The sequence below is a fragment of the Pseudomonas sp. S2_A05 genome (assembly GCF_054668485.1).
In genome coordinates this window covers 2,934,750-2,961,023 of the sequence record NZ_CP162775.1, presented here as the reverse complement: position 1 = coordinate 2,961,023, position 26,274 = coordinate 2,934,750, and the positions used below count along the sequence as shown (strand labels likewise).

Below are 26,274 nucleotides of genomic sequence, written 5' to 3'. Positions count from 1 at the left end.
ATTCACATACCTGAATGCGCTATTTTTGAATGAGCGTAATGTTCAAGTCAAAAATGGTTTCGATTAATCAGACAAGCGGTTTTCCATTTCACGCTTGTTGATGCTAAAAGGTAAAGTTACGTGAATACGATTATCGATGAAGGCGTTGTCTGGTGCGACCGCGAAGAGCTACACAGCAAGGCCGCCAGTTTCATCAGACCTGTGTCCACTGTGTTGGACATTGGCTGTGGTATCCGGCCTCAGCAATATATAACGCCTGAACAGTTGATCTGCGTAGAGCCGCATCCTGAATATGTGGAATTGCTGAAAGAAAATCTTAAGGATTCGAGTTCGGTCATTATCCCTCTTGATGCGATACAAGCGTTGGCCGGGATGCCAGATCGTTCAATCGACTCGATTTTTCTAATCGACGTGATTGAGCATATGGAGAAGGAAGTCGGCGCTCAGGTTCTATTGGAATGTGAACGAGTTGCGCGTCAGCAGGTGATTATTTTTACTCCGCTTGGATTCATGCCGCAGGAGGTCCACGCCGGAGCCGTCGACGGCTGGAATCTTCATGGTGGAGAGTGGCAGGACCACAAGTCAGGCTGGTACCCGGAAGAGTTTCCTGGTTGGGACATCATTGGCTGCAAGCACTTGCATTTGCAGGACTACCTTGGTCAGGATATAGATCCTCCATATGGCGGTTTCTATGCAATAAAAAATATAAATAAAGTCGCAAATCATTTTAATGATGTTTATTCAAACGACATCATTGCGAGTCGGGTTGCGCATCTCGATTGGCTTCATGATAATTTCCCACTGCTCAGTGAAAAAGTAGTTGGTCGTGATATAAATACCAGCTATTTGAAGTGCGGTTTGGCTGCTTGCCAGCGTACTACGGAACTGTTCATCGAGTTGGGTGCAACTGAAAGTCGGGAAGTTATTCTGAGCAAGGCTGCGCATGAGAAATCCGAGGCGATGCTTCTGGAAACGCGCAAGCACAACGAGCGCATCAAGGCGTTTGCTGACGAATTTGCCAGGCTTGATGGTTTTGCTTTTTCGCGTTCCGAATTCGACTCGAGAGCGGCAGCTCTCGACGCCTATGCGCACGAGCTGGACGGTAGAGCTAGCGAATTCGAGGCTAAGTTTAGTGAGTTCTCTGCAAAAGAGTCCGAATTAGTTGCTCGTGAATCGCTGCTGGCAAGCAGAGATGCTGAATTGTCCAAACGCGAAGAGCTACTCAACGCCTTGGATAAGGAGATTAATAATAATTTATGCGGAAGAATAAGCCGCTCAATCCGAGCTCTGTTTAAATGAAAGTCTTGCAAGTAAATGGCTACGAGTCTCCAGGTCGTCGATTCAATGGTCTTTCCATTACGCCGCTTCTGAAAAAATATGATGTCGAGTCCCGTCACCTCATTTGGGAAAAAGATACGCAAAACCCCGAGGTCCTGACATTCGAAGGGAAAAACACCAGAAAGATCAACCGAATTATCAATCGCGTTGAGCGGCTGACTTCGATGCAGTCCGTGTTGTATCCGCATGCCCGCGAAATGATGAAGATGCCCGCCTTCGAAGAAGCGGATGTCCTGCATTTGCATATTATTCACTCGGGCTACATGAGCCTGTCAGACTTGCCCGAGATTACCCGAAGAAAGCCCACAGTGTGGACGCTACATGACCCGTGGGCCATGACTGGACATTGTGTATATCCATTCGAATGCAAACGCTGGATGACTGGCTGCGGCAAATGCCCAGATCTGGATATTCACTTTCCATTGTTAATGGATACCACCCGATTTTTGTTCAAATACAAAAAGCGTGCTTACAACAAATCGAAGTTTGATGTGATCGTGGCGTCTAAGTGGATGCGCGATATGGTCGAGGCTTCTCCTCTATTCGAGGATGTGGATATCCACCAGGTACCGTTTGGCCTGGACCTTGATTTCTTCAATCCAGACGCGTCGCCGGATGCTCGCAAACGTTTCGGTATTCCTGACGACGCGTTGGTCATTTGTTTCCGAGCTGTTGACAATCAATTCAAGGGCTTGCCCTACATCATTCAGGCACTTGAGAAGATCAGTGCCAAGCAGCCGGTATGTTTGCTGACGCTCAACAGCAAAGGACTGGTTGAGCAGTTTGCTGACCGTTTTCAACTCGTTGAACTCGGTTGGACCAACGATGAGGAACTTGCTCGCGATGCATTTGTTGCTTCCGATATCTTCCTGATGCCTTCGATTGTAGAGGCATTTGGTGTGATGGCGATCGAGGCACTCGCTTGCGGCAAGCCGGTGATCGTTTTCGAGGGAACGTCTTTGCCAGAGGTCACTTTCGCTCCCGAAGTGGGCGTCTCGGTGCCGATGTACGATGGTGAAGGGCTGTATCGGGCGTTGCAAAACCTGATCGATAATCCGGCCGAACGTGAAGAACGCGGTCGCAAAGGACGAGAGATTGCCGAAAAACACTATGGCGATGACTTGTACGCACAGCGACTGGCGGAGATATATAAAACGGTTGCTGCTAAATGAAAGTAATGCTTTTGACAGATATCCCACCCTGCCGAAATTTCACGGCAGGTTTGGTGCTGGATCGGTTGGTCGGCTTTTTGCCCAAGGATCAGATTGCGATCTGTGCTGTTGTTAATCCGGCGCTGAATCCGGAAATTCCCGCAGATCTGGACGCAGTTCCGAAACTTCTTTTGAAAAAACCAAGAGAAGCGGCAGTGCGCGTTCTACCTAGAAAAGCCGGGGTTCTATCGGCATTTCCATTTGAGCTAGTACAGGCCAATCGTGTTCAGCGTGAACTGCTGCCTCAGATCGTCAAGTTTGCGACAGAGCAGAAGGTGGATGCAGTTTGGGTCGTGCTGCAAGGCCAGACGATGGTGCGCTTGGCTCGTCAGGTCACCGGTGCACTGAATGTGCCCCTGTTGACTCAGGTATGGGACCCGTTCGGATGGTGGTTGCAGGCGAATCTGATTGATGGATTTACCCGTCGTCGCTTGCTTAAAGAGTTCGACCAGGTCATCAAGAGCAGCGCTTCATGTGCTACCGCATCGTGGGCAATGTCGGAGAACTATACGAACAAGTACCGGGTGACTAACGCCCCGGTGATTGCCGGGCTACCACGTGAGCTGGCGTTGCCACCTGCGACGAATATGCATGATGGTGATGAGTTCATTATTGCGATGGCGGGACAGTTCTATGCTCAAACCGAATGGGAGTGCCTGCAACACGCGTTGAATTCATGCAACTGGAAAATTGCGGGCAAACGCATTCGCGTGCGTGTGATGGGCGGCGCTTTTAAAGTGTTCACACAGAGCCCTTCAAACTTCGAGTATCTGGGCTGGCAGAGTCAGGACGATACGATTCGGCTGTTGTCCGAATCCGATCTTCTCTACATGCCTTACTGGTTTTCTGGTGAATATCACGAAGAATCCAGTAACAGTTTTCCATCGAAACTGGTTACTTACTTTGCCTCGGGACGCCCGGTTTTCTGTCATGCGCCTGGTTACGCATCGCCGGCGAAGTATATCAAGGACAATGAAGCTGGCTTTCTCTGCGAATCGCTGGACACTGCAGCGATCGTCAGTCAGTTGGAGAAGGCAGTGAAAGACACCGAGGCGTATGGCCGTTTCGCTGGCAACGGCCACGCGTGCTTCCTGAAGGACTTTACTCTGGAGCGAATGAAAGAGTCGTTTCTGGCGTTCTTGGGGACACACACTAAGGCATCATTGGGGCTTTCCAGTTGAGTCAATCTATTATCATTGCTCATGTCAGGCATTTCGATCTGATCAAACAACTGATCAAGCGTGATGTTGATATGCGATTCAAAGGGGCGCTTTTGGGCGTCCTCTGGCCTCTGATCACTCCATTGCTGACGCTGGCAATGTACGCGGTCGTGTTCGGTTATTTCCTGCCTTCGCGCTGGCCCGGCGTAGAAGGCATAACCGGCTTTGCATTGATGTTGTTCCCCGGTCTCATCGTTTTCCAGTTCTTTGCCGAATGCGTCAACCGTGCGCCAAACTTGATAACCACGAATCCCAATTTCGTAAAAAAAGTGGTTTTCCCGGTTGAGCTTCTTGTTTGGGTACCGATTGGCTCGGCGGCGTTCCAACTGTGTCTGAGCGTTGTTGCGTGGGCCGCCATCGCGCTGTTCGTCAACGGTGAAATGAAATGGACGATCGTCTTCCTGCCGTTAGTGATCGCTCCTCTGGTGCTTTGCCTCTTGGGTCTCACATGGTTTCTTAGCGCGTTAGGCGTTTTTCTAAGGGATATTGCACAGCTGACGATCGTGATTACTCAGGCATTGATGTTTTTCTCTCCGGTTTTGTATCCGCTTGACAAATTGCCGCAATGGGCCAGTCATTTGATTATGCTCAATCCGCTGTCGTTCATCGTCGAACAAGCAAGGATGGTGATGATCAATGGTTCAATTCCTGATTTTCAGGGGTTGCTGATTTATTCCTGCGTAAGTTTGTTCGTGTGCTGGCTTGGCCTTCGGTTTTTCAGGTCGGTAAGACACGGCTTTGCGGACGTTTTATGAGTATGGATATGACAACAGAAGCGAAGCCGCAGCCAGTCATCGAAGTCGTCGGTCTGGAAAAGGCTTATCACATTTACGATGCGCCTCATGATCGGTTGAAACAGATTTTTCTCGGCTGGAAGCGAAATTACTATAGAGATTTTCTGGCTCTCAAGAATGTCAGTTTTGAAGTTTTGAAAGGGCAGTCAGTCGGCGTGATTGGTCGCAACGGTGCGGGGAAAAGTACCCTCCTGCAGTTGTTGACAGGCACTCTGACGCCTACAAGCGGGTCAGTAAAGATCAACGGTAAGGTCGCGGCGGTGCTGGAGCTTGGTTCGGGCTTCAATCCGGAGTTCAGTGGTCGCGAAAACATATATTTGTACGCCAGCCTGTTTGAATTGAAAAAAACCTGCATTGAAGAGCGGTTTCAGAAAATTGTAGATTTCTCGGAACTTGGCGATTTCATTGATCAGCCGGTCAAGGCATATTCCAGTGGTATGCAGGCGCGCTTGGCGTTTTCGGTCATTGCGCATGTTGATGCGGATATTCTGATTATCGATGAAGCCTTGTCGGTGGGCGATGCGTTCTTCGCACAGAAGTGCATGCGTTTCCTTCGTCAGTTCCAGGAGAGGGGGACGATCCTCTTCGTTAGCCACGACCTTGCTGCAGTCACGGCTTTTTGTGATCACGCAATCTGGCTGGAAGGTGGCGTTGTCCGCGACGCAGGCAGTGCAAAAGATGTATGCGAAAAATATTTCGCCCAACTGTATATGCGGCACACCGGTGCGGACGGTGCTGCGGCTGCGGTCGAGGCGGCTGCTATTGAACAGGACGCGGAAGAAGCAGATGAGATGGTCGATGAGGAGCCTGACGCCGAAATCATCGAGCAACGCATCGTCATGCAGGATGACGGTTCGATTTCCAAGGGAGCTCAGGAGATCGAAGGTTTTGGCTTCAACCCCCAGTCCTCTACATTTGGCACGGGTGGGGCAGAAATTCTCAACGTCAGTTTCACCAACGCCAATGGACGACCATTGACTGTTTGTGAAGGCGGCGATGAAGTAGTGGTAAAAGTTTCCGCCAGGGCTAACCACGATGTTGATATGCCAATCATCGGCTTTATCATCAAGGATCGACTGGGTCAGCCACTGATCGGTGGAAACACTTATCATTCCTACAAAAATACGGCGGTCAGAGTTACTGCCGGCAAACGAGTCGATGCAGCCTTTCATTTCAAATTGCCGATATTGGCTGTCGGCGATTATTCAATCGTAGCGGCTGTTGCCAACGGCACTTTGCATGAACACGTGCAATTGCACTGGATGCACGACGCTGTACTTTTCAAAGTGGTCGCTACCAGTATCGACGGCGTAATCGTCGGCGCGCCGCTGGATAAAATTATCCTTACCACCAAGGCTTGATTCATACCATGACACTACAAAAAGATCCGGGACGCTTAGCCTGGGCCGATGCTTGTCGATTGATCGCGATGTTTGGAGTACTCCTCATCCATATCTCGGCGCCTATATTTTATGACTTCAGAAATATAGAGCTGAACAGCTTTTTGGTCGCCAATGGGCTGGACTCGATTGCCAGAGTATCGGTGCCTCTGTTTGCGATGCTATCCGGGGCATTATTGCTTGGGCGTGACATGTCCAAAGGGCTTGGGGGAATCGTGTCGCGAATCCTGAAAGTGGCGATTCCGTTGGCGTTCTGGAGCGTGCTGCACGTATTCTGGATCAACTACTGGACCGGTAAGCCAATGGATATTCCGAACGCGCTTGCTCAAGCCTGGCAAGGTCCGGTGATGTATCACTTGTGGTTTGTATACATGACAATAGGCGTGTATATCCTTCTGCCCATTCTGCAACCGATCTCGGTGGCTCTTTTGGCGAGCAAGCGCCTTGCGGCATATTTTTTTGGCGTCTGGTTCGCCGTCAACGCGGTAACGATCTACTTCCCGGCCAATATCGTCACGCACCTTACGCTAACCAGCTTTTTGAATTGGCCAGGTTACTTCCTGTTAGGGTTCTACATCATTCGCTCGGATGTCCTCAACAGATTGCCCATCTGGGGTAGCGCGTTGGTGTTCTGTCTGGCGACTCTGGCGACATTCCTGCTCAGCTGGAGATTCAATTCGCTGTCAGCTGTGCCAGATGAAACAGCATTTCTGTACTTCAGTCCTAACGTATTGATCGCTGCGTGTGCCGCTTTTCATATGATAAGTAAAATACGCGTTACTCCGATTTTGCTACGACCCGTGGCATTTCTTTCCAGTATCGTGTTCCCTGTCTACTTCATGCATTTATTGGTGATCGATTTGATCAAGGCGAGCATGTTCGGGTTCACCTTGAATCTGGCGTCGATGTCTACTTTCACCGCCATTTTCAGTCTTTCCCTGAGCACGTTTGCAGTGTGTCTTCTGCTGGCAGCTCTGACCCGTGTGATACCGTATTCGGCAAAACTGGTAGGTTAAAACCTAATTCTGATAAGCACACTGTTAAAGTAGCCCGTTTGAGAGAGTAAAAATGACCATAAATGAATCCTTCCACTCTGTTCCTGAGGTTTCCGGTTCGCTAGCGTCTTCGGTCGAAGATCCTATCGATCTGACTATCGTGATCCCGTGTCTAAATGAAGCGGAAAATATTGTCGGTATTCTCGACAGTGTGAAAGTTGCGGTTTCCAACCAGCCGTTCACTACCGAAGTCATTGTTGTAGATGATAAAAGTGATGATGAGACGTACAGTCTCGCTATGGCCTGGGGAGAGGCCAATCGGGACCAATTACCGGTTCGTGTGATCAGCCGTTCTCTGCACCGACGCGGTTACGGGGCGGTCGTGCGCTTCGGAGCAGCTCATGGCATCGGGCGCTATTGTATTTTTGTTTCCGCAGATGCCGTTGATCCGATTCATCTGATTCCTGCACTTTACAACGAGATGGAAAAGGGCGCGATTCTGGCCCAATGCTCTCGATACATCCAGGCAGGCGATGATGGAACGATTCCTTTCAAGTACAAATTCTTCCAGTTTTTCTTCCGCATTGGTGTTCGAATTGCGTTGGGGCAGTACATTCCTGATTCGACATACGCATTTAAAATGTTCCGCAGAAGAGAGACATTGGGTGTAGGGCTGAGTCAAAACCGGTTCAGCATCAGCCCAGAGATCACCTTCAAGTCAATTCTTATGGGCGGCGAAGTCAAGTACATCGCAGGGGCACAGGGCGTGCGTGAGCGCGGGGTTTCCAAGTTTATCTTCAGAAAGGAAGGCTTGGGCTTTGGCTATTGCTTGATCCGCGCCTTCCTGCACAAAACAAAATTGATTTACTGGTTCTGATACCCCTTAGATATTGAAGAATGTGGATGCCCCGTGTCTAATTTTTTTGCTGTCGTAAAAGATCGATTCAAAATAAGTCGTAAAGTGGCGGAGGCTTACTTTGTAGCATTGTTGTTATTGGTGGCGGCGTTTCCGGATGTGATATTCAAGGACGCCAGTCTGCGACTTACAGATCAAATTAACGCGGCTTTCACGGGTGTTCCTTTGCAGCCGTTTTATCCAATCCCCAATAGCACTGGTTGGTGGGCTGGATATAACGATAGCGGCGGGGCAACTTATCAGTCTGAACCCATGGCCCAGTTCATGGTTAATGCCATCCGTGATGGCGAAAGTCCGTATTGGAATCCATATTCTGCAGCTGGTGCACTCGGACCTGAAGCACTCATTGATCAAAAGTTTTCTGCGATGACTCTCGCTAATGCATTCTTGGGAGGCGGATCGCGCGCTTACAATCTTGTTATGCTCTTAGCACTCTATTTTGGTGTGTTTTTTATCTACCGAATTGTCAGGGAAGTGTTTGGGCTTTCTGCAATTGCAGCCTTTGCGTCGAGTGTATTTTACTTATTGAATGGCTATATTGCTTCCAATCTTGGATCTAATGTTACTCAAAGTTATTTGTATGTGCCGATATGCCTCTACGCGGCGCTTTTATATGTAGCCAAACTCTCTGCCATAAGGTGGAGCATGGTCGTGCTTGCCTTTGCATTGTTTTTTTCCTGCACATTCATGCCAACCACGGTAACTTCTTTGATCGTGATGGGGTGCATAACGATTGGCTATGTACTTTACTGCGTTAGAAGCGAGCTGTATTCCGCTAAAGTTGGTATAATAGGTATTTCAATTCTAGGGTTGGCATTGGTTTCATCGTGTTTGCTATTGGCGCCACTGTATTTCCCGTTTTTGGAGAACTTAAAAAGTCTCGGAACACTAGACGATTACTCGAAAAGACAATTTTGGCCCTTGCGTTTCCCAAACGCTATCCCATCTTTTTTTCTTCCTCGCATTTATTTGAATCGTATAATGCTGCAGAACCACGCGCAGCCTTGTTTGATCAACACGGATCGTTCACCGGTAATACTGTCTTTCATAGTGGAGTCATCGCACTAGGATTGGCCAGCTGTGCGTTAGCCAATCGACTCGGTCGTTTCAAATGGTTAATTGGAATTAGTCTGAGCATTACATCCCTTGTGCTGGTACGGCTTTTCGATCCAGTTTGGATCCGGACTCTGTTTTCTCAGTTACCTATTATTGGGAACATCGGTAGCCAGTATTGGTGGCCGGTCATCATGTTCTTCCTGACCTTTTTGGTAGGTTTTGGGGTTCACAATCTGCAGGAACGCAACGCGCGTGTATTGCCGTGGGTGGCGTTGCTGGCCCTCGGCGTGGGCTCGTTAATATGGTGCTATTTCGCTTTCGGATTGCAAGAACCGCATTTGGCGTATAAAAGCGCATCGTTAATCTTGCTGATGCTGACCAGTACATTGATGCTTTCGTTATTACTGTTCTCTAAGTACATCACCGGAGATCATGTCCTGCGCGGGGTCTGCGCGGGTGTTGTTGTACTGATGTTTGTTGAGCTAATGATTATGGGGAAGATGGTCCGTTTCGAAAGAAATGATCTTTTTGCTAACCTGCCGCCAGCTCTTCAATTCGTCAAACAGAATATCGGCATCTCGCGAACGTTGAACTTTGGTCAGCGTGGACTCTATCCAGAACTGGGTTCGGCATTTAAAATCCAGGAAGTGAGCACCATGAATCAGGGTGGTCTCCCTGAATTCAGAGATTTTTTCTACTCTTCCATTGATTTGGATAACGCACAACGACTCGGTTACAACCCGATAACTCGCGGAGCCTTTCCATCCCTCATTATGGTTCAGGACACACCAAAAAAGAATATCATCAACTGGCAAGCGATGAATTTTCTCGGTGTCAAATATGTGCTCTTGCCTTTGACGTACACCGCTTACGAAGCTGATCTGAAATCGCGCGGCTTCAGAGAGGTTTACCAGAGCTTGGAAACAAGAGTAATGGAGAACATGGACGTCCTGCCGCGTGCTTTCGCCATCAGTACCGATAGGCTGGCCGAAAAGAATAATCCAGCGTTACCGGCAGACTACGCCAAGCACGTTGTTCCGGTATCCATCGACTCCTACCATAATGCCCGCGTGAAATTATCTGGCAGCACGGATAAAGAGTCTTTGATCGTTCTGTCTGATACATGGCACTCCAATTGGTCTGCCAAGCTGAATGGAAAAAAGGTGCCTATTGTCAAAGTTGATAATGTGTTTCGTGGAGTGGTCGTACCAGCGGGTGATTTTAAGATAAAGATGACTTATCGCCCCAAATCTCTGCCTTGGGCCCTGGGGGCTTCGGTTCTGATGATCATGCTTCTGCTGTATCTCTGCATCTGCCGGAAACGTATGAATGCAAAAAATGATTCGTGGTTGGTCAAGGCCAGTTGATTGTGAGTTTTCAGCTTGCAATTTCGATGGAAAAACCAGATCTCGGAAATATAACCAAGGTTGATCAAAATGCTTCGTGCAGTTAAGAAGAGCCATGTTTTCCTGCTGATCAAGCTGACGCTGGCAGTAATACTGGTGATGGTTTTATTGAATAGCGGGCAGCTTGATTTTCGCTCGATCTTGATCGTGTTCGAAAAGCTCGATTTATTCGTCCCAGCGTTGGTTTGTCTTTTCCTCGGCATCGTCATCAGCGGGTTTCGCTGGTGGCTGCTGCTACGCGCAACGGACAACAACATTCCCTTGGGTACCGTGCTCAATCTGCAATTGATCGGCAGTTTCTTCTCGACCTGGCTACCCGGCGCTGCTGGCGGCGATGCTGTGCGCGGGGTTCAGGTTTTTCGACTGTTGAAGAACGGTCGGTCGACGGCGTTGTTATCGATCGTGGCGGACAGGGTGTTTGCGATGATCGGATTGATTTCCGTCGCCGTCCTGGTGTCTTTTTTCTGCCGATGGCGATTTCTCCCGACGCAAGTATCTACGAATATGTGGGATTGATTCAGACGTTGGCTTTTGTGCTGGTCGGCGCAATAATTCTCGCATTGGTTGGCATCTATTCAGCCTTGCGGTTTTCGTTTATCGATTACTTGCCAGTCAAGATTCGTCACTACTTGCACCCATTTGGCGTTACCCTGTTGATGTACCTGCGTGCATGGCCCACGTTGCTGATCTGTTGGGCGGTCTCGGTATTGGCGACCGGCATTGTAATTATCGGAATGGTGACTATTGCCTCCATTTTTTCTTATGCGGCCAATCCGCAGGTCACTGCCATTGCAGGTATTTTCGGCAACCTCTTCTCGGTTATACCGATTACTCCTGGTGGAGTAGGCGTGGGGGAGTCTGTCTTCTCGAAAGTGTGCGTTGAGCTTGCAGCACGCACTGCGCCCTTTGCCACAATCTATTTCAGTTTTCGTGTGGGAATGTTGATCGTTAATATTCCCGGTATGATTGTTTCATTATTTTATAGCACGGCCCGGCACCGAGAAAAGGCAGATACCTCAATTTGACGGGGTGGGCTGATGTTTGATGAAACGATTCAATGGCGGGGATTGAAATGAGTTTTTGCGATGGTGCTGATTCAGTAGTGGTCGAGTTCAAACCCCGTGTCACCGTTGTTATTCCCGTCTATAACGGAGCTGAGTTCCTTGCCCAAGCGATCACTAGCGTTCTCGAGCAGACCTATCGCGATATCGAACTTATTGTTGTCAATGATGGAAGTAATGATGATGGAGCCACCGACAGAATAGTGCGCTCTTTCGGTAATGCGATCCGTTATTATACGAAGAGTAACGGGGGCGTTGCCTCTGCCTTGAATCTGGCAGTTCAGGAAATGTCGGGAGAGTATTTCTCCTGGTTAAGCCATGATGATCTTTACGCCAAAGACAAGATCTCCAGACAGATTGACTTTCTGTCGTCTCAACCAGAACACACCATTGTCTACTCTGACTACTCTATTTTCACCGGTAAGGATGTCGGCAAGGCGGTGCCGGTTACCATGCCAACCGTGCAGCCGGAATATTTTCGTTATTGGATTACCGCCCAAAGCGCTCTGCATGGCTGCAGTCTGTTGATTCCGCGCAGCGCATTCGAAGTGGCTGGATCATTTCATGAAGGGCTTAGAACAACGCAGGACTATGAACTCTGGTTCCGTATGGCGGGCACCCATCGATTCGTCCATATTCCTGAACTTCTCCTGTTTGCTCGCAGTCATGGTAATCAGGATACCCACCGACTCGCTGACCTCGCGTTTGCTGAAGCTGGCGATTTATACCTGGAGTTCGTGAAGTCAATGAGCCCGTCGGAGGTCCCGGGTAGCTCACCTGCGGAAGTAGGTTCCAGTTATTTGCGGCTGGCTTCCGGTCTCTGGCAACGAGGTTTCAATGATGCGGCAGCTTACAGTGTCGCTCTTGCTCGTCGGTATGGTGTTTCCTTCTATCATGTGCTTGGATCTCAGTTACTGGCTGTGTGCGCGCGTAGCATCAGGCGGTATGCCCGCGCTGCGCTTTCTCCACAGAGAAGGCAGACTGTTCGACGTGTCATCGGGCATTTACTGCCGTTTCATAGAGGCCGTTAGTTTTTTTGAATACTTCCAAGAAGCTTTTTTTGCATGCGCCGAATGTCCATGTCGGGGGAGGCTTGAGTTTACTGAGGGCACTCTACGCTCTCCCCGAACTCAATGTGGCCGTCGAACAGCTGGATATACGCGCGCAAGCCTGGTTGATCCCTGTATCCGCGAGTACCTATTGGGTACATCCGACTTTTTTTTCCAGGCTGTCAGCCGAATTGCGGTTGCGGCGGCAAGTAGAAGCTAAGGATGTCGTGTTGTGTTTCCACGGTCTCGTCCCATTGTTGCCGTTGAGGGGTGAAGTCACGGTTTTCCTTCAGAACCGGATACTACTTTCACCAGCGAGCCTGAAAACATTCCCTCTGAAGACAAGATTGCGTTTGTGGCTCGAGCGCTCAATGCTCAAGGCTTTCGCGCATCGAGTAAAAAAATTCGTGGTACAGACGCCGTCAATGGCAGAACAGGCGCGGGCATTCCTTGGGGATTTGACACCTGTGGTCGTCTGTCCTTTTGTTATTGCGCAGTTCAATGAGCAACGAGCAGTCGTCGCAGAGAAACGTTTTGATTTCATCTACGTTGCAAGCGCAGAACCACATAAAAATCACCAGAAATTACTGGCCGCATGGTGCCTTCTTGCGCAGCAAGGGTTACGGCCTGAACTGGCGTTAACGGTACCTTTTAGTTCGCCAATCGCGGACCGGATCGAAGAGCTCAAGCAAACCTGGGGCCTGAATATTTCAAATTTTGGTCACGTCAGTCCGCAACAGGTCGCTGCGTTGTACGATCAATCCAACGCGTTGATTTACCCCTCGTTGACTGAGTCCCTCGGGCTGCCACTAATCGAGGCGCAGTCGCGCCACCTGCCAATTGTCGCTGCGGAACTGGATTACGTCAGGGATGTAGTCGAACCAGTTGAAACCTTTGATCCGAGATCGCAAACTTCGATAGCCCGAGCTGTGAGTCGCTTCATGGGGATCGAACAGGTTGTACAACCGATGAATGGCCCCGAAGTGTTTTTGAGGGAAGTATTGCGATGAAGGTTTTGCTTTGGACGCAATACTTCTGGCCTGAAAACTTCCATATAAATGAAGTGGTCGCAGAACTCGTCCGACAGGGCGCCGACGTTACGGTGTTAACGGGCAAGCCGAATTACCCTGACGGTGAAATTTTTCATGGGTATCGAGCCTTGGGAACTCAGATCGACGACTTCAATGGAGTCGAAGTCATTCGGTTACCCTTGTTTCCACGCGGGAAGAACTCAGCGAAAGGACTCATCCTCAACTATTTGTCCTTTATTCTTTCAGGCTATTTATTGGCACCTTGGGTGCTGCGTGGAAGGCAATTCGATATTGTGTTCGTCTACGCTCCATCGCCTTTGCTGCAGGCATTGCCTGCAATTTTTGTCTCCTGGATCAAACGCGCGCGAATGGTATTGTGGGTGCAGGATATCTGGCCGGAATCCCTTAAGGCCACCGGGTTTATCACTAACGGCAAGGCCCTCAGGTGCGTTGAATGGGTTGTTCGGTATATCTACCGCTATTCCGACTCGATTCTGATTCAATCGCAAGGTTTCCGTGATTCGGTGCAACGGCTTTGCCGTGATTGGTCCAAGGTAAAGTTTTTCCCAATTCTGCACCGGAATCCGTGGCTGGCGAAGGGGTTCAATTGTTCGACTGTAATCCACTTGTCGAGCATTTTTCTGTGGTCTTTGCCGGCAATATCGGTATTGCACAGTCTTGCGACACGATCGTGGGTGCAGCTAGGATTTTGCGCAATTACAAAGAAATCCGCTTCTTTCTCGTGGGCAGCGGGAGTATGGAGCAATCCATTACCCAGATGATTCAGGATGAGCAGCTGGATAATATCGAATTGCCCGGACGCGTTTCTTCCGAAGAAATGCCGAATGTTTACGCGGCTTCTTCAGTCCTGTTACTGACGCTGAGTGCTGATCCGATATTTGCGCTCACGATTCCCAGCAAGTTTCAGAGTTATCTGGCAGCGGGAAAGCCGATCATTGCCAGTTGCAACGGGCAAACGGCGGCAATGGTAATAGAAGCGGGCGCTGGATTGAGTTGTGCGGCACAGAATGCAGACGAGCTGGCTGAAGCGGTATTGACTCTATATCGCACGGATCGGGACCGCCTGGCAGAAATGGGCACGCGAGGACGCGCTTTCTTTCTCGACCATTTTGGTCTTTTTGGCCGGGTGTCTCAGTTGATCGATCATTTCGAAGCCGTGCTGAAAAAAACGACGCGGTGAGTGCTTGTTCACTTCGTTTGCCTGTGCTGCCAGGAAATGAGGCTTTGAACGACCTCTTGTCATAATATCTCTGTGACGCTGATCCCTACCTACGTACAATGCGCGCTACTGTCGCATGCAAGGGAGCGGGAGACTTGGGACAAGGGTATATGGATAAAGTACGTATGTTTCTGCTGGCATTGCCGCGCCGGCAGAAACGGTTGATCCAGGTGCTGACCGACGTCGTTCTCGTCTGGGTAGCCTTGTGGATGGCTTTTATCGTGCGTCTGGGGATTGATGAAATGATCAATCCTTTCAGAGTTCATATCTGGCTGTTCGCGTGCGCCCCGGTCGTGGCGATCCCATTGTTCATCCGCTTCGGCATGTACCGTGCGGTGATGCGCTACTTTGGCAATGACGCGCTAGTCGCGATTATCAAAGCGGTCAGCTTGTCAGCGTTGATTCTTGCCTTGGTGGTTTACTGGTACAGCAATCATGAAGCCGTCGTTCCCCGTTCCATTATCTTCAACTACTGGTGGCTAAGCCTCGTCATCATCGGTGGCTTGCGTCTGTGCATGCGCCAGTACTTCATGGGCGACTGGTTCAATGCTGCACAGCACGTGCCCTTCACGAACCGGGATGACGGACTGACGAAAGTGGCAGTGTACGGTGCTGGTGTAGCTGGTAATCAACTGGTGGCAGCTTTACGTATGGGGCGCGTGATGCGACCTGTCGCTTTTATCGATGACGACTCCAGTATTGCGGATCGGTCCATTTCCGGCTTGCATGTCTACAAGCCGAAAAACATACAGCAAATGATCGATGTGACAGGTGCCCAGGAGATCCTCCTGGCACTGCCGTCTTCCACGCGCGCCCGGCGCAGGGAGATACTGAATCTCTTGGAACGCTACCCGCTGCATGTCAGAAGTGTGCCTAACTTCACTGATCTGGCCAGTGGTCGGGTGAAAGTCGAAGATATCCAGGAAGTTGACATTGCCGACCTGCTCGGACGCGACGCTGTCCCCGCCCAGCCTGATTTGCTTGAACGATGCATCAAAGGCAAAACAGTCATGGTGACAGGTGCAGGAGGGTCAATCGGATCGGAGCTATGCCGGCAGATATTTTCGTTGGGACCGACCACACTCTTACTTTTTGAACACAGTGAGTTTAACCTCTACAGCATTCTTACTGAACTGGAACAACGTGCACTCCGCGAGTCCGTGAATGTGCGACTGTTGCCGATTTTAGGTTCAATACGCCATCACGAGAAGCTGCTCGATGTCATGAAGACGTGGCATGTGGATACCGTCTATCACGCTGCGGCTTATAAGCACGTGCCTATGGTAGAGCACAATATTGCTGAAGGTGTTCTCAACAATGTGATAGGTACGCTAAATACTGCTCAAGCCGCGCTCAAGTCCGGGGTGGCCAACTTCGTATTGATTTCCACGGACAAAGCAGTACGCCCTACCAATATCATGGGTAGCACGAAACGTCTGGCCGAATTGACATTGCAAGCACTGAGTAATGAACTCGCCCCGGTGTTGTTCAATGAAAAAGCTAATGTCGCCCATGTCAACAAAACCCGGTTCACCATGGTCCGCTTTGGTAACGTCCTGGGATCTTCCGGGTCGGTCATTCCGGTTTTTCACAAGCAGATCAAATCGGGTGGGCCACTGACGGTAACTCATCCCAAAATTACCCGCTATTTCATGACAATTCCCGAAGCAGCCCAGTTAGTGATTCAAGCCGGCTCCATGGGCCATGGAGGCGATGTTTTTGTGCTGGACATGGGTGATCCGGTGAAAATTGTCGAATTGGCTGAAAAAATGATTCATCTGTCGGGCTTGAGTGTGCGCTCCGAGCGTAACCCACAGGGAGATATTGCGATTGAGTTCACCGGTCTGCGTCCAGGTGAAAAGCTTTATGAAGAACTGCTCATCGGCGAAAATGTCTCGGCGACCGACCATCCAATGATCATGCGTGCGAGTGAAGATCATTTGCCCTGGGAAGTTTTGAAAAGCCGCTTGAGCGAGCTGCTGGCTGCTGTCGAACTCGATGATTATGCGCGCGTCCGTCAGCTCTTGCGCGAGACCGTATGTGGTTATTCACCGCATGGCGAAATCGTCGACTGGATCTACCAGCAACGCCGCCTCGAACCCTGATTATTTCACATCCTGTAACGCTCGCATTTTTGACTTCGCTCTATCATGACCTACGTTTGGAGAGCAGCTTCGGAAAAGCTGCTTTCTAAAACGATGATGGAGCGTCACTTATGCGTACCGGTTATTTCTACTCGCTGATCTTTGCTTTCCTCACCAGCGCCTCGATCGCTGCCATTGCTGCGCCTGTAGCGCCGACCGAGTCAACAAAAGCGCCGTTGCTGATGGATGCAGCTGCGCCCTCGGCAAGCGCCAAGGTCGATCTCAACGGCGCGGATGCGGCCACGTTGCAGAAGGAGTTGGCGGGCGTGGGTGAGGCGAAGGCGCAGGCGATTGTTGCGTATCGGGATACAAACGGGCCGTTTGCGTCGGTGGATGAGTTGCTGGAAGTGAAGGGGATTGGCAAGGCGATTCTGGATCGCAATCGTGAAAAGCTGGAAGTGAACTAAGCTGACAGTTCAACGCCGAGAGGCCGGTCATTGACCGGCCTTTTTATTGGGTGCCGATCTGGTGGATGTCTGAATGCTAAAAATTACGGGTATCATATTGTGTCTTGATTATGCCTATAATAATTTCGCTCGGGACTGATTCAGCAGCCGAATCGAAGCACACCGATGCACGTCGAATTTTGAATTGATAAGGGGTAACCACGATATGAACCAACGTCGAGTCGTCGTCACGGGCATGGGCCTGGTTTCACCCTTGGGCAGTGATGTTGAAATTGTCTGGCAGCGCTTGCTGGCCGGTCGTTCCGGGTTGCGCAATCTGCCTGACGCTGTGGTGGCTGATCTGCCGACCCGGGTCGGCGGCAGTGTGCCGACGGTGGAGGAGGATGCCGAGGCCGGGTTTGATCCGGATCGTGCGACGCCGCCCAAGGAACAGAAGAAGATGGATCGCTTCATCATGTTTGCCATGGAAGCGGCGCGGCAGGCGCTGGAGCAGGCCGGCTGGCATCCGGCGGACGCTGAAAGCCAGGAGCGCACTGCAACAATCATCGGCTCGGGTGTCGGTGGTTTCGGTGCGATTGCCGATGCGGTGCGTACCACCGACAGCCGTGGTCCTCGGCGTTTGTCGCCGTTCACCATTCCATCGTTTCTGGTCAATCTCGCGGCGGGTCATGTCTCGATCCAGCATGGCCTCAAAGGGCCGTTGGGCGCTCCGGTTACCGCATGTGCCGCCGGGGTTCAGGCGATCGGCGATGCAGCGCGGTTGATCAGGGCGGGGGAGGCGGACATCGCTGTATGTGGCGGTGCGGAGGCGTCGATCGATCGCGTCAGTCTCGCCGGTTTCGCGGCGGCGCGGGCGTTGTCCAGCGGCTACAACGACACCCCGGAAAAAGCTTCGCGTCCCTTCGACAGTGGGCGTGATGGTTTCGTGATGGGCGAGGGCGCTGGTTTGTTGGTGATCGAATCGCTCGAGCATGCGCTTGCACGCGGTGCGAAGCCGCTGGCCGAACTGGTCGGTTACGGCACCACCGCCGACGCCTATCACCTGACCGCCGGTCCGGAAGACGGCAGCGGCGCACGCCGGGCGATGCAATTGGCACTGGCTCAGGGCGGTGTGACGCCGGAGCAGGTGCAGCATCTCAACGCTCATGCCACTTCAACACCGGTCGGTGATTTGGGCGAGTTGGCGGCGATCAAGGCGTTGTTTGGCACGCAGAACAAGATCGCCGTAACGTCGACCAAATCCGCTACCGGTCATTTGCTCGGCGCGGCCGGTGGGCTGGAGGCGATTTTCACGCTGCTGGCGATTCGTGATCAGGTGGTGCCACCAACGCTCAACTTTGAAAACCCGGATCCAGCGAGCCAAGGGGTGGACATTGTCCATGGCGAGGCGCGGTCGATGGCGATCGAATATGCATTGTCCAACGGCTTCGGTTTTGGCGGGGTCAATGCGAGCGTGTTGTTCAAGCGCTGGGAAGGTTAATCGCTCGATTGCTTGAGATGCTCGCGGGTGACGTCGAGGATGCGCTGGGCGAAGTCGGCATCCGCGACGCTGCGTGACAGCAGAAGAGCGCCGGCCAGGGTCGCCATGATGACAATGCTGCGATCGGCGCTGTTCTCGCCATCGAGCGTGGCCTGAATTTGTTCGAGGCGAGCATTGAGGACTTCGTCACTGGTGGGGCTTGGCTGGCCGCGCAGGCCCAGCTCGGAGGAAATGGTCAGCAGCGGGCAGCCTTCGTGGGGCGAGGTCTGATGCCACTCTGACAGGTAGGTGTCGATGAATACTTGCAGAGGGTTTTCCTGCGCGAAGATTTCTTCGCACAGGCCCGCGACTTGCTCGCCGGCCTCTTGCAGGGCTTTTTCGACCAGCTCTTCCTTGGATTTGAAGTGCGAGTAGAAACCGCCATGGGTCAAGCCCAGGGCTTTCATCAAAGGCTGCAGGCCGGTGCCGCCGATACCGTCCTTGCGAAATCGGGCGGAAGCCTCCTTGATGATGCGTTGATGGGTCTGGGCTTTGTGATCTGGCGAGTAACGCATGTGGAGCTCTCCGCGACGATGCTGCCATCTTAACCACGGAAGATTAAATGGTGACTGTACTTCTAAAATCTAAACAGCCTGCGGGTAAGTCCGATTGTGCTGAAAAAACTAACCCCGCCATTGCGGCGGGGCTCGTATCAGCGGTCTTGCGCATCCTTGGCATCCGCTTCGGCATTGCGCTGTGCGACGCGCTTGCGTTCTTCATCGGTCAGTTCGACCTTGTTGGCGGTGTCGCGCAACATCATCAATCCGCCGACAATCGAGCCGATCGCAACGACCAGAATCAACCAGGCATACCAGGGCATAACGGCTCTCCTTAATGGCAGCTCGACGGGCGAGGACTTCGCCGTGCGATGCTGCATACCACCTCTGAGCGAAACGACTTCGCAGTGGTTCCATTCTAGGCCGCTTGCACCCGGTGCATCCGAAATTCCTGTAGGAGCTGCCGAAGGCTGCGATCTTTTGATCTTGAAAAGCAAAGATCGCAGCCTCGTTTCACTCGTCAGCTCCTACAGGGGACGAGTCGTTACAGGCCTGTGAGCATGGCATCCGCCGGCGCATCGGCGCGCAGTTGCCCGGTGAGCATGAAGTAGCAGAACCCCACCGCCATGAAACCGAGGAAAATCAGCCCGATCAGTGTGTTGAACCACGCCATCGCCACCAGGCAAACCACCGCCAGCACCAGCGCGATCAGCGGAACCAGCGGATAGCACGGCGCGCGGAAAGTACGCTCCAGATTCGGTTCCGATTTACGCAGTTTGAACAGGCTGAGCATGCTCATGATGTACATCACGATGGCGCCGAACACGGCCATGGTGATCATCGCGGCGGTGAGTGTCATGCCGCCGAGGTTGATCAGACCGTCGCTGTAGATCGCCGCGATGCCGATAAGGCCGCCAGCGATGATTGCGCGGTGCGGGGTCTGGAAGCGCGACAGTTTTGCCAATGAGGCGGGCAGGTAACCGGCGCGGGCGAGGGCGAAGAATTGCCGCGAATAACCAAGGATGATGCCGTGGAAACTGGCGACCAGGCCGAACAGGCCGATCCAGACCAGCATGTGCAGCCAGCCGGAGTTGTCGCCGACCACGGTTTTCATCGCCTGCGGCAGTGGGTCGTTGATGTTGGACAAGGTGCGCCAGTCGCCGACGCCGCCAGCGAAGAACATCACGCCCATTGCCAGCAGCACCAGCGTCAGGATGCCGCTTATGTAGGCTTTTGGGATCGTGCGTTTCGGGTCCTTGGCTTCCTCGGCGGCCATGGCGGCGCCTTCGATGGCGAGGAAGAACCAGATTGCAAATGGAATTGCCGCGAACATCCCGGCAATTGCCGGCGCGCCGAAGACGTCGGAACCGGCCCAACCATTCAGCGCGAAGTTGCTGAAGCTGAACGCCGGCGCGACCACGCCCATGAACACCAGCAACTCAGCCACCGCCAGCACGCAGACGATCAGCTCGAACGTCGCGGCCAGTTTCACCCCGAGAATGTTCAGGCCCATGAACACGATGTACGCCCCGACCGCCGCGTGTTTCGGGTCGAGTGCCGGAAATTGCACATTGAGATACGCGCCAATCGCCAAGGCAATCGCTGGCGGGGCGAAGACGAATTCGATCAGTGTGGCCAGTCCGGCGATCAATCCGCCTTTTTCGCCAAACGCGCGGCGGCTGTAGGCAAACGGCCCGCCGGCATGGGGAATCGCGGTGGTCAGTTCGGTGAAACTGAAGATGAAGCAGGTGTACATGGTCGCGACCATGAATGAGGTCACCAGAAAACCCAGCGTACCGGCCACGCCCCAGCCGTAACTCCAGCCGAAATATTCCCCGGAAATCACCAGCCCCACGGCAATACCCCACAGGTGCAACGTGCCCAGCGTGGGTTTGAGTTGTGTGTTCATGCGCTTGCTCCCGCAATGGTTGGAAAGCTCAAGGGAGGGCGTGTGCAGTGGGCGTGCCACTATCGTGAAACAAGTCGTAATGAGTTCAAAGCTGTCGCAGGGGGGATGTCCGGGTGGGGATAGCTGCTTTTTGTGCGCCAGTTGGGTGCGATGTTGTCGGTGATGCCGTCTTCGCGAGCAGGCTCGCTCCCACATTTTGAAATGCGTTGCCCCGGTGGGAGCGAGCCTGCTCGCGAAGGCGCCAGCCCAAACACCACGAAACTCAGCCGTAAAGCCCGCATAAACCCACTCTTTACGCTTTCTTTATGACCCACGCCGGGCCTCGCTCTCGTTCCTTTACAGCCTCCTTCCCGACAATCGCTGCACACACGGCAATACGCCGTTACACGGAGATCTTCCATGAGCGTTCTGGACGGGGTGTCACTGCTGTTGGCAGTGGGGCTGTTCATTTATCTGTTGGTTGCGCTGTTGCGCGCGGACCGGAACTAGGAGCGGCTATGCACAGTTATGACTATTGGCTGATCCTCGGGTTTTTTGCGCTGGTCCTGCTGCCGGCGCCGTTCCTTGGGCGCTTCTATTACAAGGTGATGGAGGGCCAGCGCACCTGGCTGACGCCGATTCTCGGACCGGTCGAGCGCGGTTGCTATCGTCTTGCCGGGGTCGATGCGCAGGCGGAGCAGAGCTGGCAGAAGTACACGCTGGCGCTGCTGGCGTTCAACCTTGCCGGTTTCCTGCTGCTGTTTGCGATTCTGCTGTTCCAGGATCACCTGCCGCTGAACCCGCAAAATCTGCCAGGCCAGGAATGGACCCAGGCGTTCAACACCGCGGTCAGTTTCATGACCAATACCAACTGGCAGTCCTACAGCGGTGAAGCGACCCTCAGCTATCTGAGCCAGATGGTCGGTCTCACCGTGCAGAACTTCGTCAGCGCCGCTACCGGCCTCGCCGTGCTGGTCGCGCTGTGCCGTGGCATCGGCCGTAAATCAGCGCAGACCCTCGGCAACTTCTGGGTCGACATGACCCGCGCCACCCTCTATGGCCTGCTGCCGCTGTGCCTGCTGCTGGCGCTGTATCTGGTCTGGCAGGGCGTGCCGCAAACCTTCGCCCAGTATGTAAATGCCGTGACCCTGCAAGGCGTCGATCAAGTGATCCCGCTCGGGCCGGCTGCCAGCCAGATTGCGATCAAGCAGCTGGGCACCAACGGTGGCGGTTTCTTCGGCGTCAACTCGGCGCATCCGTTCGAGAACCCGACCGCGTGGAGCAACCTGTTCGAAGTCGCTTCGATCATCCTGATCCCGGTGGCGCTGGTGTTCACCTTCGGCCATTACGTCAAGGACCTGCGTCAGAGCCGCGCGATCATCGCCTGCATGCTGGCGTTGTTCCTGATCGGCGGTGCGACATCGTTGTGGGCCGAGTATCAGCCGAATCCGACCCTGAACAACGCTGCCGTCGAGCAGACCGCGCCGCTGGAAGGCAAGGAAGCGCGCTTCGGTACCACCGCGACGGTGCTGTGGTCGGTGACTACCACGGCGGCTTCGAACGGCTCGGTGAACGGCATGCACGACAGCCTCAACCCGCTGAGTGGCATGGTCGCGCTGGTCAACATGATGGTCGGCGAAGTGATCTTCGGCGGTGTCGGTGCCGGGCTCTACGGCATGTTGCTCAACGTGCTGATCGCGGTGTTCCTCGCCGGTCTGATGATCGGTCGTACGCCGGAATACCTCGGCAAGAAACTCCAGGCCCGCGAAGTGCAATTGCTGGTGGTGACGCTGCTGGTGATGCCGGTCGGCGTGCTGGTGCTCGGCGCGATTGCCGCCACGGTTCCCAGCGCTGCGGCAACCATCAGCAACCCCGGCGCGCACGGCTTCAGTCAGTTGCTCTATGCCTACACCTCGGCGAGCGCCAACAACGGTTCGGCATTCGGTGGCCTGAGCGCGAACACGCCGTTCCACAACCTGATGCTCGGTCTGGGCATGTTGATCGGCCGCTTCGGCTACATCCTGCCGGTGCTGGCACTGGCCGGTAGTTTGGCGATGAAGAAAAGCGCACCGGTCGGCCAGAACAGCTTTCCGACTCACGGCCCGCTGTTCGTGACCCTGTTGACCGTGACCATTCTGCTGGTGGGCGGCCTGACGTTCTTGCCGACGCTGGCGCTCGGTCCTGTCGCCGAACATTTAAGTATGGGCTTCTAAGGAATCCATCATGAATATGCCTGCAATCAAACCCGCCGCCGTCAAGGCGCCGGAACAAGCCAAAACCGCGATCTCGGCCCTGTGGCGTCCGGCGCTGGTGCAAGCCTTCGTCAAGCTCGACCCTCGGCAATTGGCGCGTTCGCCAGTGATGCTGGTGGTCGAACTGACGGCGATTTTCACCACCGTGCTGTGCTTCCTTCCGGACGCTGATGTGCCGACCTTCGTCGCCGCGCAAATCGCCCTGTGGCTGTGGTTCACCGTGCTGTTCGCCAACTTCGCCGAGGCCTTGGCCGAAGGTCGTGGCAAGGCTCGCGCCGACAGCCTCAAGGCCGGCAGTGAAGGCCTCAGCGCCCGTTGCCGCCAGGCTGATGGCAGCTTCAAGATCGTGCCGGCTGCCAATCTGCGCAAGGGCGACGTGGTGCGAGTCGAAGCCGGGGAGATGATCCCCGGTGACGGCGAAGTCATCGAAGGCATCGCGGCGGTCAACGAAGCGGCGATTACCGGTGAATCGGCGCCGGTGATCCGCGAGTCCGGCGGCGACCGTTCCGCCGTCACCGGCAACACGCGGCTGGTGTCCGACTGGCTGCTGGTGAAGATCACCACCAACCCCGGTGAATCGACCCTCGACCGCATGATCGCCCTGGTCGAAGGCGCCAAGCGTCAGAAGACCCCGAACGAAGTCGCGCTGGATATCCTGCTGATCGGCCTGACCCTGATCTTTCTGCTGGTGGTCGTCACCCTGCAACCGTTCGCGCACTTTGCCAATGGCAGCCTGCCGCTGGTGTTCCTCGTGGCGTTATTGGTCACGCTGATTCCGACCACCATCGGCGGTCTGCTGTCGGCCATCGGTATCGCCGGGATGGATCGGCTGGTGCGCCTGAATGTGATCGCCAAATCCGGCCGCGCTGTGGAAGCGGCGGGTGACGTGCACGTGCTGTTGCTCGACAAGACCGGCACCATCACCTTCGGCAACCGTCGTTGCAGCGCGGTGTATGCCGTGCCGGGTGTGAGCGGCCGTGAGCTGGCCGAAGGCGCGCTGTTCGCCTCGCTGGCCGACGAAACCGCTGAGGGCAAGTCGATCGTCGAATTCCTCCGTGGCCTGCATCCACAACCGGAGCCGGCCCCGGAAACCCTGACCGCCGTGCCGTTCAGCGCGGAAACCCGCTTGTCTGGCGTCGATTATCAGGGCCGCGTGTATCGCAAAGGGGCGGTGGATTCGCTGCTGGCGTTTCTCGGTCAACAACGTAGTGATCTGGCCCCGGCGCTGGCGCGGGAAATCGACAAGATCGCCCAGAGTGGCGGCACGCCGTTGCTGGTCTGCGCTGACGGCAAATTGCTTGGCGCGATCCATCTCAAGGACGTGGTCAAGCCAGGCATCCGTGAGCGTTTTGCCGAGTTGCGCAAACTGGGAATTCGCACGGTGATGGTCACCGGCGACAACCCGCTGACCGCAGCAGCGATCGCCGCTGAAGCGGGCGTCGATGATGTGCTCGCCGAAGCCACGCCGGAGAAGAAACTCGCGCGCATTCGTCACGAGCAGAACGACGGTCGCCTGGTCGCCATGTGCGGCGACGGCGCCAACGACGCCCCGGCGCTGGCCCAGGCAGACGTCGGCATGGCCATGAACGACGGCACACAAGCGGCACGCGAAGCGGCGAACATGGTCGATCTCGATAGCGACCCGACCAAGCTGCTCGACGTGGTGCAGATCGGTAAGGAATTGCTGGTGACCCGTGGCGCGCTGACGACCTTTTCCATCGCCAACGACATCGCCAAATACTTCGCGATTCTGCCGGCGCTGTTCGCCTCGATTTACCCGCAGCTGGGCGTGCTGAACATCATGCATCTGAGCAGTCCGCAGAGCGCGATTCTCTCGGCCATCGTCTTCAACGCTTTGATCATCGTTGTGCTGATTCCACTGGCATTGCGCGGCGTGCGTGTGCAAGCAGCGAGTGCGGCGGCGTTGCTGCGGCGCAATCTGCTGATCTATGGCGTCGGCGGGATTGTCGTGCCGTTCTTGGGGATCAAGGTGATCGACATGCTGCTTACGGCGTTGCATCTGGTGTAAGGCTGAAAAGAGCCCCTCACCCTAACCGTCTCCCGGGGGGAGAGGGGACTGACCGAGGTGTTTGTGCGAGGTTCGCCGACCTGAAATTCCGAGCCTAACTCGGGTTTGAACAGCGCAAGGATCGGCTCCCTTTCCCCCTCGCCCCCTTGGGGGAGAGGGCTGGGGTGAGGGGGAAAAATCTCCCTGACACCCCGCAAAAGTTTGCCCAACGAATTCGAGGATTTTGAAATGTCCACAATGATACGCCCGGCCCTGACCCTGTTGGCGCTGATGACCCTGATCACCGGCGTCGCCTATCCACTCGCGGTCACCGGCATTGCCCAGGTCGCTTTCCCGGGTCAGGCCAATGGCAGCCTGATCCACGACGCCGACGGCAAAGTCCGCGGCTCGGCGCTGATTGCGCAGGATTTCAGCGGCGACAACTGGTTCCACCCACGCCCGTCCGCCGGGGCTTTTGCCACGGTCGCCAGCGGCGCCAGCAACCTCGCGCCGAGCAATCCGGCCCTGGCGACCCGCGTAATCGAAGACGCGCAAAAACAACAAGTCGCTGGGCAGGGGCCGGTGCCATTGGCCTTGCTGACCACCTCCGCCAGCGGCCTCGATCCGGACTTGCCACCGGCGGCAATTGCCTATCAACTGGCGCGTGTCGCAGCAGCGCGTAACCTGCCGGTGTCGACCTTGCAGCAATTGCTCGATAAGCACATCGAACAGCCGCTGGTTGGGCCGCCGGTGGTGAATGTGCTGGAGCTGAATCTGGCACTGCAAAACCTGTAATCGGCGGCGCGGCCATTCGCGAGCAGGCTCGCTCCCACCTTTGGAAT

Annotated in this window: 24 protein-coding genes and 1 pseudogene; 22 read left to right on the top strand and 3 right to left on the bottom strand. The window is 54.0% G+C overall.

Annotation, left to right across the window (positions count from 1 at the left end):
* Positions 1–120 precede the first annotated feature (120 nt).
* From AB4O12_RS13445 to fabF, 18 genes and pseudogenes are all read left to right on the top strand, one after another.
* A complete protein-coding gene (locus AB4O12_RS13445) occupies positions 121–1,299 on the top strand; it encodes a methyltransferase domain-containing protein (protein ID WP_353187534.1) in 1,179 nt (392 codons plus the stop codon).
* Positions 1,296–2,510: a glycosyltransferase family 4 protein gene (locus AB4O12_RS13440; RefSeq protein WP_136492970.1), complete on the top strand. Its 1,215-nt coding sequence runs from the start codon at positions 1,296–1,298 to the stop codon at positions 2,508–2,510. Before AB4O12_RS13445 ends, AB4O12_RS13440 begins: the two co-directional genes overlap by 4 nt.
* Positions 2,507–3,730 carry a glycosyltransferase gene (locus tag AB4O12_RS13435; protein ID WP_353187533.1) on the top strand — a complete coding sequence of 408 codons (1,224 nt, stop codon included), beginning with the start codon at positions 2,507–2,509 and terminating at the stop codon, positions 3,728–3,730. Before AB4O12_RS13440 ends, AB4O12_RS13435 begins: the two co-directional genes overlap by 4 nt.
* Positions 3,727–4,524, top strand: a complete 798-nt coding sequence (locus AB4O12_RS13430) for an ABC transporter permease (protein WP_217878634.1) — start codon at positions 3,727–3,729, stop codon at positions 4,522–4,524. Before AB4O12_RS13435 ends, AB4O12_RS13430 begins: the two co-directional genes overlap by 4 nt.
* A complete protein-coding gene (locus AB4O12_RS13425; protein ID WP_353187532.1) occupies positions 4,521–5,924 on the top strand; it encodes an ABC transporter ATP-binding protein in 1,404 nt (467 codons plus the stop codon). Before AB4O12_RS13430 ends, AB4O12_RS13425 begins: the two co-directional genes overlap by 4 nt.
* Positions 5,925–5,932: 8 nt before the next feature.
* The gene (locus AB4O12_RS13420; protein ID WP_460062343.1) at positions 5,933–6,979 is read left to right on the top strand and encodes an acyltransferase; all 1,047 of its coding nucleotides are present in this window, start codon (positions 5,933–5,935) and stop codon (positions 6,977–6,979) included.
* 52 nt (positions 6,980–7,031) lie between these two features.
* Positions 7,032–7,835, top strand: coding sequence for a glycosyltransferase family 2 protein (locus tag AB4O12_RS13415; RefSeq protein ID WP_136492973.1), 804 nt, complete (start codon positions 7,032–7,034; stop codon positions 7,833–7,835).
* A gap of 33 nt (positions 7,836–7,868) precedes the next feature.
* Positions 7,869–8,942, top strand: a complete 1,074-nt coding sequence (locus AB4O12_RS13410) for a hypothetical protein (protein ID WP_460062341.1) — start codon at positions 7,869–7,871, stop codon at positions 8,940–8,942.
* Between the two features lie 179 nt (positions 8,943–9,121).
* Entirely contained in the window at positions 9,122–10,297 is a 1,176-nt protein-coding gene (locus AB4O12_RS13405) for a YfhO family protein (RefSeq protein WP_460062339.1), read from the top strand.
* A 69-nt stretch (positions 10,298–10,366) separates the two neighbouring features.
* On the top strand, positions 10,367–10,852 hold the full coding sequence (locus AB4O12_RS13400; protein WP_460062337.1) for a lysylphosphatidylglycerol synthase transmembrane domain-containing protein: 486 nt from the start codon (positions 10,367–10,369) through the stop codon (positions 10,850–10,852).
* Positions 10,807–11,361 (top strand): lysylphosphatidylglycerol synthase domain-containing protein, encoded by a 555-nt coding sequence (locus AB4O12_RS13395; protein WP_460062335.1) that lies wholly within the window; start codon positions 10,807–10,809, stop codon positions 11,359–11,361. Before AB4O12_RS13400 ends, AB4O12_RS13395 begins: the two co-directional genes overlap by 46 nt.
* A gap of 32 nt (positions 11,362–11,393) precedes the next feature.
* Positions 11,394–12,428, top strand: a complete 1,035-nt coding sequence (locus AB4O12_RS13390; protein WP_353187528.1) for a glycosyltransferase — start codon at positions 11,394–11,396, stop codon at positions 12,426–12,428.
* 5 nt (positions 12,429–12,433) lie between these two features.
* Positions 12,434–13,456 (top strand): glycosyltransferase, encoded by a 1,023-nt coding sequence (locus AB4O12_RS13385; RefSeq protein ID WP_460062333.1) that lies wholly within the window; start codon positions 12,434–12,436, stop codon positions 13,454–13,456.
* Positions 13,453–13,974 (top strand): annotated as a pseudogene (locus tag AB4O12_RS13380) (glycosyltransferase family 4 protein); the annotation flags it as partial. The gene AB4O12_RS13385 and the pseudogene AB4O12_RS13380, both read left to right, overlap by 4 nt.
* A gap of 47 nt (positions 13,975–14,021) precedes the next feature.
* Positions 14,022–14,678, top strand: coding sequence for a glycosyltransferase family 4 protein (locus AB4O12_RS13375; RefSeq protein WP_460062331.1), 657 nt, complete (start codon positions 14,022–14,024; stop codon positions 14,676–14,678).
* Positions 14,679–14,827: 149 nt separating this feature from the next.
* Positions 14,828–16,822 (top strand): polysaccharide biosynthesis protein, encoded by a 1,995-nt coding sequence (locus tag AB4O12_RS13370; protein ID WP_353187525.1) that lies wholly within the window; start codon positions 14,828–14,830, stop codon positions 16,820–16,822.
* A 110-nt stretch (positions 16,823–16,932) separates the two neighbouring features.
* Positions 16,933–17,268 carry a ComEA family DNA-binding protein gene (locus tag AB4O12_RS13365; protein ID WP_122700150.1) on the top strand — a complete coding sequence of 112 codons (336 nt, stop codon included), beginning with the start codon at positions 16,933–16,935 and terminating at the stop codon, positions 17,266–17,268.
* A gap of 205 nt (positions 17,269–17,473) precedes the next feature.
* A complete protein-coding gene (gene fabF / locus AB4O12_RS13360; RefSeq protein WP_038860441.1) occupies positions 17,474–18,748 on the top strand; it encodes a beta-ketoacyl-ACP synthase II in 1,275 nt (424 codons plus the stop codon).
* On the opposite strand, the gene AB4O12_RS13355 is transcribed toward fabF, so the two are convergent.
* The 3 genes from AB4O12_RS13355 to eat all read right to left on the bottom strand — a co-directional run bounded on the left by AB4O12_RS13355 (position 18,745) and on the right by eat (position 21,193).
* Entirely contained in the window at positions 18,745–19,302 is a 558-nt protein-coding gene (locus AB4O12_RS13355) for a TetR/AcrR family transcriptional regulator (protein WP_130929847.1), read from the bottom strand. The genes fabF and AB4O12_RS13355 overlap by 4 nt on opposite strands.
* 137 nt (positions 19,303–19,439) lie before the next feature.
* Positions 19,440–19,607, bottom strand: coding sequence for a DUF2897 family protein (locus tag AB4O12_RS13350; RefSeq protein WP_016770901.1), 168 nt, complete (start codon positions 19,605–19,607; stop codon positions 19,440–19,442).
* Between the two features lie 221 nt (positions 19,608–19,828).
* Entirely contained in the window at positions 19,829–21,193 is a 1,365-nt protein-coding gene (eat, locus tag AB4O12_RS13345; protein WP_016770900.1) for an ethanolamine permease, read from the bottom strand.
* A 399-nt stretch (positions 21,194–21,592) separates the two neighbouring features.
* On the opposite strand from eat, the gene kdpF reads away from it, so the two are divergent.
* The 4 genes from kdpF (at position 21,593) to kdpC (ending at position 26,227) form a co-directional block, all read left to right on the top strand.
* A complete protein-coding gene (gene kdpF / locus AB4O12_RS13340; RefSeq protein WP_007899818.1) occupies positions 21,593–21,682 on the top strand; it encodes a K(+)-transporting ATPase subunit F in 90 nt (29 codons plus the stop codon).
* 8 nt (positions 21,683–21,690) lie between these two features.
* Entirely contained in the window at positions 21,691–23,385 is a 1,695-nt protein-coding gene (gene kdpA, locus AB4O12_RS13335) for a potassium-transporting ATPase subunit KdpA (RefSeq protein ID WP_122611495.1), read from the top strand.
* Positions 23,386–23,395: 10 nt separating this feature from the next.
* Positions 23,396–25,453: a potassium-transporting ATPase subunit KdpB gene (kdpB, locus tag AB4O12_RS13330; RefSeq protein ID WP_460062325.1), complete on the top strand. Its 2,058-nt coding sequence runs from the start codon at positions 23,396–23,398 to the stop codon at positions 25,451–25,453.
* Positions 25,454–25,681: 228 nt separating this feature from the next.
* Positions 25,682–26,227, top strand: a complete 546-nt coding sequence (gene kdpC / locus AB4O12_RS13325; protein WP_460062322.1) for a potassium-transporting ATPase subunit KdpC — start codon at positions 25,682–25,684, stop codon at positions 26,225–26,227.
* The last annotated feature ends 47 nt before the right edge of the window (positions 26,228–26,274 follow it).